The 17,455-nt window shown below is 53.3% G+C and carries 13 protein-coding genes; 3 read left to right on the forward strand and 10 right to left on the reverse strand.

Translation table 11 applies throughout. The features are described from left to right. Nucleotides 1–8: 8 nt before the first annotated feature. The 9 genes from ACQY8X_RS05995 to glnK (ACQY8X_RS06035) all read right to left on the reverse strand — a co-directional run bounded on the left by ACQY8X_RS05995 (nt 9) and on the right by glnK (ACQY8X_RS06035) (nt 11,514). Nucleotides 9–2,768: an EAL domain-containing protein gene (locus ACQY8X_RS05995; protein ID WP_428034242.1), complete on the reverse strand. Its 2,760-nt coding sequence runs from the start codon at nt 2,766–2,768 to the stop codon at nt 9–11. 40 nt (nt 2,769–2,808) lie between these two features. Next, complete coding sequence (gene astB / locus ACQY8X_RS06000) at nt 2,809–4,170, reverse strand: N-succinylarginine dihydrolase (protein ID WP_428034243.1); 1,362 nt, start codon at nt 4,168–4,170, stop codon at nt 2,809–2,811. 30 nt (nt 4,171–4,200) lie between these two features. Next, complete coding sequence (astD, locus tag ACQY8X_RS06005) at nt 4,201–5,673, reverse strand: succinylglutamate-semialdehyde dehydrogenase (protein WP_428034244.1); 1,473 nt, start codon at nt 5,671–5,673, stop codon at nt 4,201–4,203. Between the two features lie 3 nt (nt 5,674–5,676). After that, a complete protein-coding gene (gene astA / locus ACQY8X_RS06010; RefSeq protein WP_428034245.1) occupies nt 5,677–6,717 on the reverse strand; it encodes an arginine N-succinyltransferase in 1,041 nt (346 codons plus the stop codon). A gap of 60 nt (nt 6,718–6,777) precedes the next feature. Next, nucleotides 6,778–8,001 (reverse strand): hydrolase, encoded by a 1,224-nt coding sequence (locus tag ACQY8X_RS06015; RefSeq protein ID WP_428034246.1) that lies wholly within the window; start codon nt 7,999–8,001, stop codon nt 6,778–6,780. An 8-nt stretch (nt 8,002–8,009) separates the two neighbouring features. Continuing rightward, nucleotides 8,010–9,224, reverse strand: coding sequence for an aspartate aminotransferase family protein (locus ACQY8X_RS06020; RefSeq protein ID WP_428034247.1), 1,215 nt, complete (start codon nt 9,222–9,224; stop codon nt 8,010–8,012). 128 nt (nt 9,225–9,352) lie between these two features. After that, on the reverse strand, nt 9,353–9,691 hold the full coding sequence (gene glnK / locus ACQY8X_RS06025; protein ID WP_299197554.1) for a P-II family nitrogen regulator: 339 nt from the start codon (nt 9,689–9,691) through the stop codon (nt 9,353–9,355). A gap of 171 nt (nt 9,692–9,862) precedes the next feature. Next, entirely contained in the window at nt 9,863–11,122 is a 1,260-nt protein-coding gene (locus ACQY8X_RS06030) for an ammonium transporter (protein ID WP_428034248.1), read from the reverse strand. Between the two features lie 53 nt (nt 11,123–11,175). Then, nucleotides 11,176–11,514 (reverse strand): P-II family nitrogen regulator, encoded by a 339-nt coding sequence (gene glnK / locus ACQY8X_RS06035; RefSeq protein WP_299197549.1) that lies wholly within the window; start codon nt 11,512–11,514, stop codon nt 11,176–11,178. A gap of 324 nt (nt 11,515–11,838) precedes the next feature. Between glnK (ACQY8X_RS06035) and ACQY8X_RS06040 the strand changes: the two genes are divergently transcribed. From ACQY8X_RS06040 to ACQY8X_RS06050, 3 genes are read left to right on the forward strand one after another with little or no spacing between them, the layout of a single operon-like run. Continuing rightward, complete coding sequence (locus tag ACQY8X_RS06040) at nt 11,839–12,120, forward strand: accessory factor UbiK family protein (RefSeq protein WP_428034249.1); 282 nt, start codon at nt 11,839–11,841, stop codon at nt 12,118–12,120. 21 nt (nt 12,121–12,141) lie between these two features. Continuing rightward, on the forward strand, nt 12,142–14,058 hold the full coding sequence (locus ACQY8X_RS06045) for an EAL domain-containing protein (protein ID WP_428034250.1): 1,917 nt from the start codon (nt 12,142–12,144) through the stop codon (nt 14,056–14,058). A gap of 58 nt (nt 14,059–14,116) precedes the next feature. Continuing rightward, nucleotides 14,117–15,616, forward strand: a complete 1,500-nt coding sequence (locus ACQY8X_RS06050) for a YifB family Mg chelatase-like AAA ATPase (RefSeq protein ID WP_428034251.1) — start codon at nt 14,117–14,119, stop codon at nt 15,614–15,616. Here the strand turns inward: ACQY8X_RS06050 and ACQY8X_RS06055 are convergent. Beyond that, complete coding sequence (locus ACQY8X_RS06055) at nt 15,588–17,195, reverse strand: putative bifunctional diguanylate cyclase/phosphodiesterase (protein WP_428034252.1); 1,608 nt, start codon at nt 17,193–17,195, stop codon at nt 15,588–15,590. The genes ACQY8X_RS06050 and ACQY8X_RS06055 overlap by 29 nt on opposite strands. Between the last annotated feature and the right edge of the window lie 260 nt (nt 17,196–17,455).

Genomic DNA, 17,455 nt, shown 5'->3' on the forward strand with positions numbered 1-17,455 from the left:
TGGGCGTATCAGGTCTGCTCTCGATCCACTGTGGTTGCCGCTGGTGAGGCTGATGCGCTATTTAAAATGGTATCTATCGGCTGAGGGCGACTGATGGCATAGCCCTGCGCATAATCCACCCCCAGCTGCCGGAGGCGTTCCATGATTTCGTCAGTTTCAACGAATTCGGCGATCGTTTCCATCCCCATAATATGGCCGACCTCATTGATTGAGCGGACCATCGCTTCGTCAATCGGATCGGAGATGATATTGCGTACGAACATGCCGTCGATCTTCAGCAGGTCAACAGGGAGATTTTTCAGGTAAGCGAAGGACGATAGTCCGCTGCCAAAGTCATCAAGGGCAAAGCGGCAACCGAGGTTTTTCAGTGAACGAATAAAGATCTGAGCATCTTTAAGGTTAGCGATGGCCGCCGTTTCAGTGATCTCAAACTTGATCTTGTGGGTGGGAACTTCGCCCCGCTCTATCGTGCGAATAATGTACCCCAGCAAGGCGTCATCGCCGAGAGACTGGCCCGACAAATTAATGGCCAGGCTATCGATATGATCCAGCTGATCGCTGTTTTTTGTCATCCACTGTAAGGTGTTCTGAATTACCCAGCGATCGATCTGCGGTGCGATATTGTAGCGCTCTGCGGCGGGCAGGAAGGCCCCGGGCGCAACCAGATCGCCTGATTCAGAGCGCAGCCTGAGAAGCACTTCATAGCCGGTGCTTTGGTGCTTCTGCAGTGGCACAATCGGCTGCACGAAGAGCAGGAAACTATTATCATCAAGAGCATGGTGGATCTCGCTGGCCCACTGAATATAACCTTTGCGAATCAGTTGTTGCTCATCGTTATCATTGTAGATATGGATCCGGTTGCGCCCCGCATCTTTGGCGGTGTAGCAGGCGGTATCGACATCCTGCATGGCGCCAATTGCGCTACTGGTGTGTCGGTCTATCACCGCGAGCCCGGCACTGATCTCAACTGCGAAGTTGTGGTCCTCCCACTGAAAACGAAACTGTTGCAGGTCTTTCATGATCATCTGTACGACCCGCTCACCCTGGGCCAGACTGGCGTTTTCTAACAGTATCAGAAACTCATCTCCTCCCGGACGTGCGAGGGTGTCACGGTTGCGAAGCTTATCTCTGATCAGGTTACTGACCTGCCGCAGCAGTTCATCTCCGGCCATGTGACCACAGGTGTCATTAACAATCTTGAACTGATCAATGTCGATAAAGCAGAGCACATGGTGAGAGTGATGCTGGTTCGCGTGCGCGACAATCCGGGTGAGTTCATTTTCAAATTGGCGGCGATTTAACAACCCTGTCAGCGAGTCATGGGTGGTTTGAAAGTCTATCTCATCAGAGATTCTGCGAACTTCGGTAATATCTTCCTGCAGGGCAATAAAGTGGGTTATTTCACCAAAATTATTGGTGATGGGAGAGATCACCTCTTCGGCCCAGTAAAGATCGCCGTTCTTCTTTTTGTTATGAAATACGCCGCGCCATTCCTGCCCGGAGAGCAGGGTTTTCCACAGGTCACTATAGACCTCTGTTGCCGTTTCCCCGGAGTTTAAAAGACGGGGGTTCTGACCTATAACCTCTTCAGGATAATAGCCGGTAATATCAGTGAAACGGGGGTTAACGTACTCTATCTGACCACTTACATCGGTTATAACAACAACGTTAGGACTCTGTTCTACTGCCATCGACAGTTTTTTCAGGGTATTGGTGGTGGTTTGCTGCTCTGTTGCATCGTTAAATACGCCGACACCGCCATTGACCCGGCCCTGAGCATCCCGCAGGGGAACAAACTCAGCGATCAGATATATCTTCCGGTGGCCTGTGACCGACACATAGGGCCCTTCAAACAGCCCGACTTTGCCCTCTAATGCAGCTCGCAGGGCAGCCAGGAGCTTCTCATCGGTTAGTCTTTCCAGCATATTGAAGCCAACCAGCACCTTATCTGAGGAACCCACAATATGCTCAAAGCGGTGGTTGATCATGGTGATAACTGCATTCTGGTCATAGTGGAAGATGCCGACCGGCGAATGCTCAATGATTGAAGCAAGGCGCTTCTCACTGGCGTGCAGTTCCCGGGTACGCTCGCCGACCCGTATCTCAAGGTTTTTTGCCCAGCGACGCTGATCAGCCGTAAACGTCAGCATCAGAGGAAAAAGAAGCAGAATAAAAAGCGCCGCAAAGCCACTTTTTTCCAGAAGCTGTTGTTGTAAGATGGCCTGAATATGGCTGATCTCCATATCCGCTGCAGTAATATAGGTGGAGTCATCGGGCGCTTTTTGCGGAATAAACACACTGCGGAAATGCCCCCAGCGATCATTGATCTCCAGAAATAGTTTTTCCTGGCTATGACTTAGCTGTAGCAGTCGTGGATCGGCATCTGTATAGGGAAGGAAATAGTAATACAGATCCTGTCCGGCCTTCAGTTCCTCATCGGTAACGCTGGCGCTGGTAAAAAAGACGCTGTTGTCCTGTAACAACATTGTGTAAATGTAAATGGTGTCGGTGTTGCGGGTATATTCGGATAACCTGAGGGTGTTATTCAGATCGGCTTGAGGGGTTATATCACCCGGCTTCATACCGCGATGATGAAAGTCTTTCGCCAGCAGCAGTGGTGCGGTCAGGGCGCTGGTGGTCAGTTCGTTGTCGATCTGTTGATACAGCCGCGACTTTTCATCGTGGTAATCCCAGGCAATATAAAGGATGATTCCCGCGATATAGGCCAGGAAAATCAGGTATATCCTTTTACTAGTTTTAAATGTCATAGGTGGATTATAGGCCTATTTGCAAGTGCCGCTCGCGCTCTTATACCTGAAACGGGTAGAGGTTTGGCAAGGCTACTATCGTTGTCAGTTCATCGAGGGCAGACTGAATTTCGATAGGAAGGTGGGGGTCGGCCAGGTCTTCCGCGCTAAGTTGCTCTCTGTAGTGCTTGTTAATCCAGCGCTTCAATCGCTGATAGAGGCTGGCATCCAGCAGAATGCCAGGATGTACCGCAGTGAGTTCCTGCTGACTCAGGGGGACTCTGAGGCGCAGACAGGCTGGCCCGCCACCGTTATTCATGCTTTGCCTCAGATCGACATATTCAACCGCTGATACCGGGTTATCAGCGGCAATTAACCAGTCAATAGTGTTTTGGGTCGCTTTGGATTCAAGGCAGTTCGTCGGTGCCAGTAAGAGCATATTGGTAGCGCCGGAGTTATCTGTGGATAAGTCGATCAGCTGGCTATTAAAGAGATAGCTGGAAACCGCTTCTCTGACACTGAGGTGTTTCTGACAGAGTTCAGCAATGATCAGTGGTTCGCTTCCCTGGAGAGCGCAGTGTTGCCATTGCTGCTGCAACTGTGCCAGCACCTGTTGTTGGTTAACCAACGCATCCTCATGCAACATCAGAAAATTCTGCTGGCCGACGCCGATAACATCATGATGAAAAACGCCNTGATCGATAACTTTAGGATTTTGTTGCGCCAGAACGACATTCGCGGCTGCTAGTTGATGCTGCCGTACCAGGGCTTCACAGGCTGCCAGCGTCTGCCGGGCGGGGAATACCTTTGGTGCGAGATTGCCGCTGCCCCGGCCATACACCAGAAGGGTAATGCCTGACTGGTTGTGAGCCGGGCACAGCCGCGTATGGTTAGCCGCACCCTCGTCGGCAAAGCTGGCTTGAGCGGGCAGCGGGGGATGATGGCAGAAGTGCTTAGGATCGCTGAAAATCCGCGCTAACAGGGTGGCGGTATAGTTTGTTTCTATCGCACGATGCAGGGTTGTGACCAGATTAGCCGGGGTGAAATGCACTTTTCCGTCCGGGCAGTCGCGGCTGGCCGAGACCGTTGCTGCGTTGGCCGCCCACATCGTTGATGCGGAATAGCAGGTTGCCAGCAGGTGTGGTGCGTCTTGATAGGCCTGTTTGATTATCTCCGGGACAGAGCCACTGAACCCGAGGCGCTGCAAGGTTGCAAAATCGGGCCGGGGCGCTGGTGGTAGTACTCCCTGAACCTGCCCCAGTTGCACCAGCCGCCACATTTTCTCCAAACCCTGAAGGGCCGCTTGTCGGGGTGAAGCGATCGTCCCCCGGTGGTGAGCCGATGCGATATTCCCCGGAGACAATCCTGCATAGTTGTGGCTGGGGCCGATCAGCCCGTCAAAATTGACCTCCCGATAACGCATATAACCCTCCGCATCTTTCTGCTCGTACGTTTATAAGTCGAGTCCAGGGCTGATATTGGCTGGCAACACCGGCGTATCGTTTTCGATGGATGCTACCGGATAGGCGCAGTAGTCCGCTGCGTAGTACGCCGATGCCCGGTGGTTGCCGCTGATGCCACAACCTCCAAATGGCATGCTGCTGCTGGCACCTGTCAGAGGACGGTTCCAGTTGATGATGCCTGCGCGTATATGGCGCTGGAAATGCTCATATTGCTCGCGATCATTGCTAAACAGTCCGGCGGACAGGCCGAATCTTGTGTCATTTGCCGTAGCAATGGCGGATGCAAAATTACGGTAACGGATAACCTGAAGTAACGGCCCGAAATATTCCTGATCCGGCAGGTCTGTGGCGGCCGTGGTATCAATGATCGCCGGGGATAGCAGGGTACCGGCGCTGTTGTTTACCTGTGCTTCAAGCAGTACGGAGGCCCCGGCCTGAATGAGCTGCTGCTGCGTCGACAGAATGGCGTCTGCCGCGGGCTTGCTGATCAGGGTACCCATAAAGGGTTGTGGCTCGTCGTTGTAAGCGCCTGTGCGTATTTTGCTGCAAGCCAGCACCAGCTGATCCAGATAGTGGTCTCCCCAGCTGGTGGCGGGCACCAGCAGACGGCGGGCGCAGGTGCAGCGCTGACCGGCACTGATAAATGCCGAGATAATGGTATCGTGAACGGCCGCTTTGAGGTTGTCGACAGGCGTGATCACCAGCGGGTTGTTGCCACCCATCTCCAGCGCCAGAATTTTTTCCGGGTGGCCACCAAACTGGCGATGCAGCAGCTGGCCGGTAATGGCGCTGCCAGTGAAGAACAACCCATCTATATCCGGGTGTGCGGCGAGTGCTTTACCGGTTTCGCTGTTACCCTGAAGCAGATTCAGCACGCCATCGGGTAGTTCGGCTTTCTGCCACAGGTGTAACATCAGTTCAGCACAGCGCGGCGTCAGCTCGCTGGGTTTGAACACCACCGTATTGCCTGCCAGCAGTGCCGGAAGAATATGGCCATTGGGCAGATGCATAGGGAAGTTGTAAGGCCCGAATACCGCGACCACGCCATGGGGTTTATGGCGCAGAACCTGTTCACCCTGGGGGCCGTGCTCTATCCGGGTGGGACAGCGCTCTTTATATGCACGGATGGAGATATCGGTTTTGCCTATCATGGCGGTGATTTCGCTGCGACTTTCCCAGAGCGGCTTGCCGGTTTCCTGACCGATGGTATCTGCCAGCAGTTCGGCATATTCGTGTAGTAGTTGGGTAAAGCGCAGGATGACATTCTGGCGTTGCTCCAGCGTCATCTCGCGCCAGCGAGCGGCAGCATCACGGGCCGCTTGAACCGCCTGATCAACCTGTGCTTCGCTGGCACAGTGGCCCTCCCAGATTTGTTGATCCGATGCGGGATTAACCGAGTTGAAGGTTGCGCCCTTCCCCTGCACCCAGCGACCATTTATAAACAGTGATGCATGTGCTTTCATGGCTCAACTCCTGGTTCTGCTTTTCAGGGGCACAACCCGCACCTTGTCGCCTTCGCTGACCATTAGCAGGTGTGCCAGTTCTGCGGTCAGGGTAATTCTGCCCTCTGAAGGGGCTATCTGCGCGGCGGTACAGCGGAAATTCTTCAGAGAGGTATTGCTGATCAGGAAGGTGGTGGCGTGGTGCTGATAGGGGCCGATATGGACTTTGACATAAGCGCTTTTTCTGACAGCGCGGATATCCTTCAGCTCGCAGGCAAGGGTGGGGCCTGCATCAAAAATATCGATATACTCTTCATACCGAAACCCTTCGCTTTCAAGCAGTTTGCGGGCTGGCACGGTTTGTTCATGAACTTCACCAATCACCCGGCGTGCCGCTTCTGGCAACAGATGGATATAGATGGAGTGTTTTGGCATCAGTTCGGCGATAAACACTTTGTTGCCGATGCCGGTGAGGTAGTCTGCTTCAGAAAACTCCATGCTGAAAAAATGCTGGCCCAGGCCATCCCAGAAGGCAGAGCGGCCCTGAGCATCGCTGACACCGCGCATTTCGGCGATCACTTTGCCGGGGAAACGCTCTTTGAACTGTGCCAGAAACAGAAACCGGCAGCGGGATAGTAAACCGCCATTGTTGTCTTTGCGGTATTGCGGATCGAGGTAGAGAGTGCAGACTTCAGTACAGCCGGTGTAATCATTACACAGGTAGAGGGTCTGAAAACTGTTGTGCACCCCCAGCTCGCGGGAAGCATGGACAACGGTGCCCAGGCGGTAGTGATAAAACGGCTCTCGCCGCCCCACGGCGGCTTCTATACCGCAGACGCCGACAACTTTATTGTCAGTAGGTGATTCCATCACAAACAGGTAGCTGTTACCCAGAGGATCCGCTTGCGCCTGATTAAAGGCGCTTTCAGAGGCGCGGATTTTGGTTTCGAGCAGTTCGCGGTTGCCCGGCAGTGAGGTGAAACCCGGTCCGCTGTCTTGCGCCAGCTCACAGAGGCGGTCCAGATCGGTTAATCTGATTGGGCGAATTAAACTGATACCGTTCATCCCTCAACTCCTCTGTTTTTTATCCAATAGCGCTATGCACTACGGGTGGCCTGGGGCTGATCAGGCGCGTGTTCTGCTCCAGATGCCGGGTTGTTCTGCCAGTCTGAGTAAAACCAGGGTACTGAGCCGGGCACGCTCGACCAGACTGGAAATCTTAATAAACTCAGTGTGGCTGTGGATGTTGCCGCCCAGCACGCCCAGGGTATCTACATTGGGCAACCCTGCCGCTGACAGGTTGTTGCCATCACAGCAGCCTCCTGTGGATTCCCATGATAGCGGGACACCAAGCTCTGCTGAGCAGTCAGTCACCAGTCGGAACAACGCCAGGTGGGCTTGGTTTAGCTGCTTTGGCGTTCGGCCAAAGCTGCCGTGGAGTGTCAGCGATATACCCTCTTTAGTGTTGATCTGCTGAATGATTTTTTGCAGTTGCTGCTGGCACCAGAGCTCATCTTCGCGGATCCGGGTACGAATATTGAAACGACAGCGGGCCTGATCCGGCACTTGGTTAGTGGTCACTCCGCCATTCACAATGCCGACGTTGAGGGTAACCCCCTCTCGCAGACCATTCAGCTGATCAACGGCGGTGATAAACTCCGCCATGGCACAAATTGCATTGCGTCCCAGGTGGTGTTCCCGGCCCGCATGGGCTGCCACTCCGGCGATAATCGCGGTAAAGTTTCCGCTGCCTTTACGCTCTCCCGCCAGTTGTCCGTCAGGCAGCGCCGGTTCATATATCATTCCCAGATCATGGCACAGCGCTTGCTGTGCCAGGATGGAAGCGGAGCTGGGCGAGCCGATCTCCTCGTCTGGGTTGAGAATCACCGTCCAGCCTATTCGCTGTGCCAGCGGGGACTGTTCAAATGTGCTCAGTGCTTCCAGCATAACCAGCAGGCCGCCCTTCATATCACTGACACCCGGCCCCTGCAGGGTCTGCTGATCCAGCCACTGGCACTGCTGAAATGCTGAGTCTTCCGGGAACACCGTATCGAGGTGCCCGGTGAGTAAAACCTGTAGTGGGGCGTCCGGACGTTTACTCAGAATATGCAGATCCCCAAGGCGGTGCTCTACAACAGTGCCATCTGTGCGAATCAGTCTGTAGGCTGGTAAGCTGCGTTGCTGATGATGACAGTTGAGTCGAGAGCAAAACATCTCGCTCAGCAACCAGCCGACCTGATTAACGCCCGCCCAGTTGAGCGTGCCAGAGTTTATCTGTGCCAGTTCAACCAGGGTTTCGGTTAGCGGGGGTTGGCGCTGGGTGATCGAGTTCAGCAGGGAGTCCATCATTCATCGCCTTAAAAGCCCATCTTCACAGCCAGCATCGCCTGTGCCAGTTGTTGCAGGCCTTTTTTCATCTCTGGATAGGGGATGATCAGTGAGGGTGCCAGTCGCAACACATTGGGACCTGCGGTTAGCACCAGAACCCCCTGATCCTGAGCATGTGTCAGCAGTTCCCGGGCTTTACCCTGCCAGATCTCTTTCAGCTCACAACCGATCAGCAGTCCCTCCACGCGGATATCATGAAACAGGCCGATCTTTTGATTCAGCTGTTTCAGGCCGCTGAGAAACATCTGTTGTCGCTGGACAACTCCGGCCAGCAGGGTTGGGTCATTGATCAGCTCGAAGGCCCGGGAAGCAACGGCGCAGGCAAGTGGGTTACCTGCGTAGGTGCTGCCATGCGAGCCGACGGAGAAACTGTCCGCAATAGTATGGGTGGTTAGCATAGCGCCGATGGGGAATCCGCACCCCAGCGCTTTGGCGGTGGTGAGAATATCCGGGGTGACCTTATAGCCCTGATAGGCGAACAGATTGCCGGTACGGCCCATGCCAGTTTGAATTTCATCAAAAATCAGCAGGGCGTTATGTTTGTCGCACAGGGCACGCAGGCCTTCAAGGAACACCGGTTCAGCGGCGATGATGCCGCCCTCTCCCAGAATCGGTTCGACGATAACGGCACAGGTTTTATCGGATATCTGATATTCCACCGCGGCCAGATCATTATAGGGCAGGTGGGTGATATCACCGGGGAGTGGTTCAAACCCTTCGGTGTATTTCGGTTGTCCACCGGTGCTGACGGTAAACAGGGTGCGCCCGTGAAAACTGTTTTCGAAGGCGATGATCTCGGTTTTATCTTTACTGAAATGTTTTTTGGCGTGGATGCGGGCGAGTTTCAGGGCTGCTTCATTGGCTTCGGCCCCCGAGTTGGCAAATAACGCCCGTTCGGCAAAGGTGGCTGCACACAGCTGACCTGCCAGTTTCAGGGCTGGCTCGTTGGTCCAGACATTACTCAGGTGCCAGAGCTTCTGGCTCTGCTCCTGAAGGGTTTTTATCAGCTCCGGATGGCAGTGTCCCAGGGCGTTAACCGCGATACCGCCAGCGAAGTCGATGTACTCTTTGCCCGCCTGATCCCAGACCCGTGAGCCCGCTCCCCGAACCGGTATCATCTGGCTTGGGGCATAGTTGGGAACCATTACCTCATCAAACATTGTACGGCTGATCATACTGTCCATAATCCTTTGTTTGGGAAAACTTTCTCTAAGTTTAGACCTTTGATTTGATTGAGCCGTAATATTTATCCCGTTTTGGGCAAAAAAAAAGCACCCATTGGGTGCCCTTTAATATTCATCTGCTCAGCGGTTTATAGCGCGTCAGTACCTGTTTCACCGGTACGGATACGGATCGCTTGCTCCAGCGGCGTAACAAATATTTTTCCATCGCCAATCTTGCCGGTGTTTGCAGTGGACGCGATCGCTTCTATGACCTGATCAACCAGGTCATCAGCAATAGCTGCTTCAATTTTTACTTTAGGCAGAAAATCTACAACGTACTCTGCACCTCGATAAAGTTCGGTATGACCCTTTTGACGGCCAAAACCCTTTACTTCGGTAACAGTGACGCCCTGAATGCCAATCTCTGACAGAGCTTCACGTACATCATCCAGTTTGAACGGTTTAATGACCGCGCTTACCAGTTTCATCATTATTATCCTCGCTTGGATCTGTTGTTCTTGCAGGAGATTCCTACAGGCCTCAGACGGTTGGAGATCGAACTTCGCTCTAGTATACCCAGAATCAATAACTTAATAAAACGTCAGAAGGGGAGCCGAAGCCCCCCTTTTGTAAGTTATTGCCTATTTTAGCTGAAAGGCTTACTTACCGTTGGTGAATTCTGGGTAAGCTTCCATACCGCATTCAGCGATATCAACACCTTCGTACTCTTCCTCTTCGCTGACACGGATACCGATAACCGCTTTGAGGATCGCCCAGACAATCAGGCTGGTTCCGAAGACCCAGATAAAGATAGTGGCAGCACCGATCAACTGACCGCTGAAGCTTACGTCACCGTTGGTAACAGGAACCAGCAGCAGACCCAGCAGACCACAGACACCGTGTACAGAGATCGCACCCACAGGATCATCGATGCGCAGTTTGTCCAGAGTGATGATCGCAAACACTACCAGCACACCGCCGATGGCACCAAACAGGGTTGCCTGCAGTGCAGTCGGGGTTGATGGTTCAGCAGTGATGGCGACCAGACCTGCCAGTGCACCGTTCAGCAGCATGGTCAGGTCGGCTTTACCGAACAGCATGCGGGCAGTGATCAGCGCAGCGACAGAACCACCGGCTGCAGCAGCGTTGGTGTTGAGGAATACCATGGCGACTGAGTGGGCGTTAGCAATATCGCCCAGTTTCAGAACAGAACCACCGTTGAAACCGAACCAGCCCATCCACAGGATGAAGGTACCCAACGTTGCCAGGGGCAGGTTAGCACCCGGAATAGCGTTGACACCGTTAGCGGTATATTTACCTTTACGGGCACCCAGTAGCAGCACACCCGCCAGTGCAGCAGCTGCACCCGCCATGTGTACAATACCTGAACCGGCAAAGTCAGAGAAACCCAGATCGCCCAGGTTGTACATGCCGAAAACGTCAGCGCCGTTCCAGGTCCATGAACCTTCCATTGGGTAGATAACACCGGTCATGACAACAGCGAAAGCCAGGAAAGCCCACAGTTTCATACGCTCAGCAACTGCACCGGATACGATAGACATTGCCGTAGCAACGAATACGACCTGGAAGAAGAAGTCAGATGCACCGGAGTAAACCGAGTCGCCATCAAAGCCTGCTTCTGCAGAGTCCGCCAGTACCTGGTTAACATCAATTTCACCGATGGTGCTCAGGAACAGGTCGCCGTCATACATAATGTGATAACCACACACCATGTACATGATGCAGGCAATTGAGAACAGCGCAACGTTCTTGGTCAGGATCTCAGTTGTGTTTTTAGAACGTACCAAGCCTGCTTCCAGCATGGCGAAACCAGCCGCCATCCACATAACTAATGCACCGCACACCAGGAAATAAAAGGTGTCCATTGCATATTGTAATTCAAAAATTTGATTTTCCATCACTTCCCCCTGAAGCAAACGCTTAGAGTTGTTTTTAGGTTGTAAGTAAGTTTTTACAGCGCGGTATTGCCGGTTTCACCGGTACGAATCCGGATAACCTCTTCAAGCGGCATCACGAAAATCTTACCGTCACCGATCTTGCCGGTTTGAGCCGTTTTGCTGATCGCTTCAACTACCTGATCAACGATGCCGTCCTCCACAGCAGCGTCGACCTTTACTTTGGGCAGAAAATCGACAACGTATTCTGCGCCCCGGTAGAGTTCTGTATGGCCCTTCTGACGGCCGAAGCCTTTCACCTCGGTGACAGTGATACCCTGTACGCCGATTTCGGAAAGTGCTTCACGCACATCATCCAGTTTGAATGGTTTAATAATTGCTGAGATGAGTTTCATGGGATCTGATCTCCACTAAGTAAAACTGTTTTAAAGAGCTACGCTGGTTATCAGCGCAGCGATAAACGGTTGATCCATACTAAGCATTGCACATGCCATAAAGATTTTTTTTAAATAAAAACAATTAGTTATTATATTTATGGTTGGGTTTTAAAGGCGGATTCGCAGATTCGCAGAGGTTTCTTGATCAGTCGCTGGTGCACAATTGTTGTGCAGGCCCTTTTTTGGTGCGCGGCTTGGGGCGCGTGTGATTCTTGCTAAAAGCAGCTCGGGTTATTGTGCGGTTATTGGTATAGTCTTATGGGGATAGTCTGCGGATATTATTTGGAAATAGTAGATATGATTAATCACAACATACTGGCCGGAATTAGCGAACAGATCGGTCAGCTGTTTGAACAGGCTCGCCATAGTGCAGCTGAGCCGGAGCTGCAGCAACAGATCAATGCACTGTTGCAGGGCGCATTTCGGCGGATGGATCTGGTCACCCGCGACGAGTTTGATGCTCAGAGTGCGGTATTAGCCCGCAGCCGGGCTAAACTGGAGCAGTTGCAGTTGGAGATTGACCGTTTAGAACAGCTGCTTAGCAAGACCGGGAATAACGCCTGAATTACACACGAAGGAGACCCTATGCATCAGCCGATGTACGCCTGCATTCTGCCTGACCTGAGCTATCAGTTTGCGACTCAGGAATATCTCGGCATGCTCGGCTGGCAGGGCGAAGTGACGGGGGTTCCGTTGGCGCAGGTGCACTCGGATGAGGCGCTGTTTGAGTTGCGTCATGGCATGATGCTGGCCCGTTCTAAGGGAACGGCAACCTTGTCCTGGCAGCCCTTTGTTGAGGATCATAGCCTCTGGCTGCAACTAGAGATTTTCTGGAATTCGGTGGCCGGGCTGTATATCGTCAATGCGATGCGCAGCGGTCAGGCCGCAGGGAGAGTGTTTGCTCAGCATCCCCAGGAGGGGCTGTTTGACTATACGCCTCAGGCGGTGATGTTGCTGGATGAGGAGAACCGGATCTATCGGGTAAATCCGGGCTTTTCTGAAGTCAGCGGTTTCTCTTTTGAAGATGTGGTTGGTCAGGGGCCTGGCATTGTCACTAACCGGGAGATCGCTGCCGAGCTGTTTGATCATCTCTGGCAACAGCTGATGTTCCGCGGATTCTGGGAGGGTGAGTTGTGGAACCGGCATAAAGATGGTCATAGCTATCCAGCCTGGTACACCCTGATGGCACAGCGGGATGGGAGTGGCGAGATTGAGGGGTTTGTCGCTCAGTTTTCCGATATCAGCAATTTATATCAGGACCAACACCGCTACAGCCATGCCAGTTATGATGTGCTGACGGGGTTGCCTGATGAGTTTATGCTGCTGGATCAGTTGAATCAGCAGTTGCTGAAAGATGCTCTGGGACAGCGGGGGCGGGGGCTGATTTTGCTGCAGCTGGACAATGTTGGCGCAGAGGCCAGTCAGATTATCGCGGCGCTTGCGGCGCGGCTTAGCGCACAGGTGCGGGAGACCGATCTGCTCGCGGTGGATCAGGAGCATAACTTTGTCTTTGTGCTGGACGATTGCCCTGATGAGATGACGCTGGAGCAGTTTGCTGAGCGTATTTCGGCCGGGCTTCTGGAACCTGTAGACGTAGAGGGGGAGGCGATAGCGGTCACCTATGCGATGGGCGGTGTGCTGGTTGAGAGTGGAGGGATCAGTGCTGAGTTGATGCTGGATCGGGCCCGTCTGGTGTTGCGCACCCCGGATAGTCACAATGGTTTTCGTCTGTATGATGCGTCACTGGGAAGCGGCACTGTATTAAGCCGCGATACCCTTAGTCAGGCGGTGTCAGACGGCTGGTTGCAGCTTCGGTTTAATCCGGTTTACTCCCTGGCGGGACATCATCTGACTGCGGCTGAAGTGTCCCTGTCGTTGAATCATCCGCAACAGGGTATCTTGTCCCCGGCGCAGTTTATCCCTCAGTTGTCCCGCTATAGTTTGCTGGGGGATTATCATCAGCAGCTGGAGCGCCAGCTGGCCCCGATGATCAAGCTGTGGAGCGGTTTTGATCAGTTTGAGAACCTCTGTATCCGCTTACAGGATGAAGAGCTGTTTGCTGCCGATGTGATCGAACATCTGATTCGGCAGATGGTTAAAGTGGGAATTCCGTCGCAGCGTCTGATGATAATTTTGAATTACGTCCAGCTACAGCTGTTTCCGGATGAGATTGAAGAGCTTAAAGCGCAGGGGGTGCTGCTCTTGCTGGACCCGCAGCAGCATTCGGTTGAGCGGCTACCTGCGCAGCTGTTTCCTGATATGTTGTTGCTCAACGCGCATCTGGTTGAGCAACAGATGCGCGATGATTACTATGTGCGCGACGTTGAAGATTTTATTACGATGGCACGGGACAATGATCTTGAAGTGATGGCTGAGGGCGTACGTACCACCGGTCAGATGACCCGGCTGACACAGCAGGGATGTTTGCGGATGAGTGGTAAGTATGTCGGTCGGGAGCTGACGCTGGAACAGCTGATTGAGCGATTAGATCTGGAGCATTGAATAACAGAACAGACTGAGGTGGTAACAGTCTGAAACTAAAATCCAGGGATGGATGCGTATGGCACTGGCAATAGTACACACCCGGGCACAGCTCGGTATTCAATCCCCACCCGTCGCGGTGGAGGTTCATCTGTCGGGCGGTCTGCCCAGCTTTTCCATCGTGGGGATGCCGGAAACCGGCGTAAAGGAGAGCCGGGAACGGGTTCGTAGTTCACTGCTGAATTGTGGGTTTGAGTTTCCCGCCCGGCGCATCACGGTCAACCTCGCCCCTGCTGATCTGCCTAAGGAAGGCGGTCGATATGATCTGGCGATTGCGGTTGGCATTCTTATAGCCAGTGGCCAGCTGCCACAAAACAGCGCTGAGTCGTATGAGTTTTTAGCTGAACTGGCGTTATCAGGCGATCTGCGCCCGGTTTCCGGCGTGTTGCCCGTTGCCCTTAACTGCCGGAATGCGGGCCGGAGTCTCTGGGTAGCCGCTGACAATATTCAGGAAGCGGGACTGGTTACCGGACTGCGCCTTTTTGGTGCGCGGTCGTTGCTAGAGGTGAGCAATCATCTTGCCGGTGCCCGTCTGCTGGACGCCGCAATCCCATCTGCGTGGCGGACCGACGATTGTATGGCGGCGGATATGTCAGATGTGCGGGGGCAGTTTCAGGCCAAAAGAGCGTTAGAGATAGCGGCCGGAGGCGGGCATAATTTGCTGCTTTGCGGCCCGCCGGGAAGTGGGAAAAGTATGCTGGCCAGCCGTCTGCCGGGCATTCTGCCGCCGCTGGAGTCGGATGAGTTGCTGGATATTGCGGCGATCTACTCTATCGCCGGGGTGAAAGAGAAAGGCCTTTTTGCGGGTATTCGCCCCTTTCGAACGCCACATCACACCGCCTCCGCCGTTGCGCTCGTGGGTGGCGGGAGTAATCCCCGCCCGGGAGAGATCTCCCTGGCCCATCAGGGAGTGCTGTTTCTTGATGAGCTGCCCGAATATAGCCGACAGGTGCTGGAGGTGATGCGTGAGCCGCTTGAGTCGGGGGTGATCAACATCTCCAGGGCTGCCCTGCAAACCAGTTTTCCTGCCCGGTTTCAGCTGATTGCCGCCATGAACCCCTGCCCCTGCGGTTATCGGGGCGATCAGAGTGGCCGCTGCCGCTGTACGCCGGACCAGGTGCAACGCTATCAGGCACGGATCTCCGGGCCGTTACTGGACCGGATTGACCTGCAAAGCTGGGTGCCGGGGCTGACCCCTGAGCAACTGATGGGGCCTGCGGAAAGAGGTGAGAGCAGTATTACGATCAGGGAGCGGGTGGTCAGTGCCCGGACAAGCCAGCAGCAACGCCAGGGGTGTATCAACGACCAGTTGAACGTCAACGGTCTGGAACAGTATTGTCAGCTCGGCCCAGAGCAGGAACAGCTGCTGATGCGGGCGATGAGTAAAATGGGCTTATCTGCCCGGGCGACGCACCGGGTGCTGAAGGTCTCCAGAACCATTGCGGACCTGAAAGGCGAGCTGGACATTAGCAGTGCAGCACTGCTGGAGGCTATCGGTTTGCGGCGCTCGCCGCTGTGATCCCATGGCCGTTTTCCAGCAGGTATTTAAACTCTTCAAAGGGGACCGGCTTGCTGTAGAGATAGCCCTGTGCCTGATGACAGCCATAGCTGGCGAGGAAGTTGAGTTGCTGCAGCGTTTCGACGCCTTCGGCGATCACCTCTTTGTTGAGACTGTGAGCCAGGCGGATCAGCGCCTTAACGATCTCCCGGTCATCAGAGCTGCTATTCACGCCGGAAACAAAAGAGCGGTCGATTTTCAGGCTACTGATGGGCAGTTTTTGTAGTAGTGAAAAAGAGGAGTAGCCGGTACCGAAGTCGTCCAGAGAGAAGTTGATACCCAGCTTATGCAACTCTTCAATGCCCTCCTGAACATGCAGTTCATTATTAAACAGGGCTGATTCGGTTAGTTCAAACTCCAGAATGGAGGTGTTGATAGCGTACTTTTCGATCAGTCGCTGAATTGTTCTGCATAGATAGCTGTCCTGAAACTGTCTGAAGGACAGGTTGATGCTCAGGCGCTGAATCTCCAGGCCGCTTCTCTGCAATCGCTGAATATCTTCTCCGGCCTGTTGGATCACCCAATAGCCAATCGGTACAATCAGCCCGGTTCGTTCAGCGGTGGGGATAAAAGCATCGGGATAGATCAACCCTTTCTGGGGGTGACGCCAGCGGATCAACCCTTCGGCACCAATGATTTTCCCCGACAGAATGTCAACCCGAGGTTGATAGAACAGCTCAAACTCGTTACGACGGATAGCGCTAATCAACTCAGGTTCGAGAGCTATATGTGATTTGTTCGCCTGCTGAAATGCCTGGTCGAAGATGACATAGCTACAGTTACTTTTCTCTTTTGCCTTGATTCTGGCATGAGTCGCCTGATTGATCAGAGTGTCGGTCTCGCAGCTATGTTCGGGAGCCAGGGCGACCCCGATACTGCAGGGCAGGATGACTTCCAGCTCATGAGAGTTGTAGGGTTCCGTCAGGCTATGAAGAATCTGGTTGCAGATGAGTGTCACCTGTTGCAGAAGATTCGCACTGGCCGGAAAGTCGAGCAACATAATAAACTCATCATTTCCTAGCCGGGAGATCAATCCCGGTGCCAGTATCGCTAAACGCTTGCTCATCTCCTTAACTACCATATCTCCGGCGGCGTAGCCGTTGATATTATTAAAGCGGCGGAAACCATCCAGGTCGACAGTGATTAATGCCAGGTGGCTGGCCGATGCTTTTCGTCGGAGGTGACTCAACTGTTCTGACAGCTCTTTGTAAAACTGCTGTCGGTTAATCATTCCGGTTAAGGGGTCGAGCTGATAGAGACGTTCAATCTCATTATGGTACTGATGCACTCTCAGGTTGTAGCGCAGCACCCTCTCAACCGTATCGGCGGTTATCTCTGATGTGCAGATGAAGTCATTGGCACGCCAGAGCATGGATGTATCGATGCGTTCGTAGTTGAGATTATCGTCAAATAGAATAATCGGAATAAGGGGGTATTGCTGGCGCAGATAGTGCAGTTCAGATAGTGCGTTGGTATCGGTAAAACAGGTATGCAGGAACAGGAGATTAAAATCTGTCTGCTCTAAGAGCTCCGTAGCCATATCAAAGCTACATTGTTGAGTGTTGCACTGTAGCTGTCGCAGGCGTTTGATGATCCCGGAGGTATCAAAGCCACAGCTATCAATAATCAGGCACTCTGTACATGCTGGGCGGCCAGACGCTATAGATAACATATCGAATCTACTACGGAGAGTAAACGATCCAGTTTATTCTCACTGTTCTACTGATAAGACAATTCATTCCATGCGATAATTGTCGCCCTGTATGCGTTTTAAGAGTATCACGCCGAACTCGGCAGTCA

The organism is Amphritea sp., assembly GCF_050300915.1.
GTDB lineage: Bacteria > Pseudomonadota > Gammaproteobacteria > Pseudomonadales > Balneatricaceae > Amphritea.

Bases quoted from the DNA above. Each gene is read 5' to 3' on its own strand.
- ACQY8X_RS05995 (WP_428034242.1), bottom strand. From the start codon at position 2,768: ATGACATTTAAAACTAGTAAAAGGATATACCTGATTTTCCTGGCCTAT.
- astD (WP_428034244.1), bottom strand. From the start codon at position 5,673: ATGAAAGCACATGCATCACTGTTTATAAATGGTCGCTGGGTGCAGGGG.
- astA (WP_428034245.1), bottom strand. From the start codon at position 6,717: ATGAACGGTATCAGTTTAATTCGCCCAATCAGATTAACCGATCTGGAC.
- ACQY8X_RS06015 (WP_428034246.1), bottom strand. From the start codon at position 8,001: ATGATGGACTCCCTGCTGAACTCGATCACCCAGCGCCAACCCCCGCTA.
- ACQY8X_RS06020 (WP_428034247.1), bottom strand. From the start codon at position 9,224: ATGGACAGTATGATCAGCCGTACAATGTTTGATGAGGTAATGGTTCCC.
- glnK (WP_299197554.1), bottom strand. From the start codon at position 9,691: ATGAAACTGGTAAGCGCGGTCATTAAACCGTTCAAACTGGATGATGTA.
- ACQY8X_RS06030 (WP_428034248.1), bottom strand. From the start codon at position 11,122: ATGGAAAATCAAATTTTTGAATTACAATATGCAATGGACACCTTTTAT.
- glnK (WP_299197549.1), bottom strand. From the start codon at position 11,514: ATGAAACTCATCTCAGCAATTATTAAACCATTCAAACTGGATGATGTG.
- ACQY8X_RS06045 (WP_428034250.1), top strand. From the start codon at position 12,142: ATGCATCAGCCGATGTACGCCTGCATTCTGCCTGACCTGAGCTATCAG.
- ACQY8X_RS06050 (WP_428034251.1), top strand. From the start codon at position 14,117: ATGGCACTGGCAATAGTACACACCCGGGCACAGCTCGGTATTCAATCC.
- ACQY8X_RS06055 (WP_428034252.1), bottom strand. From the start codon at position 17,195: ATGGCTACGGAGCTCTTAGAGCAGACAGATTTTAATCTCCTGTTCCTG.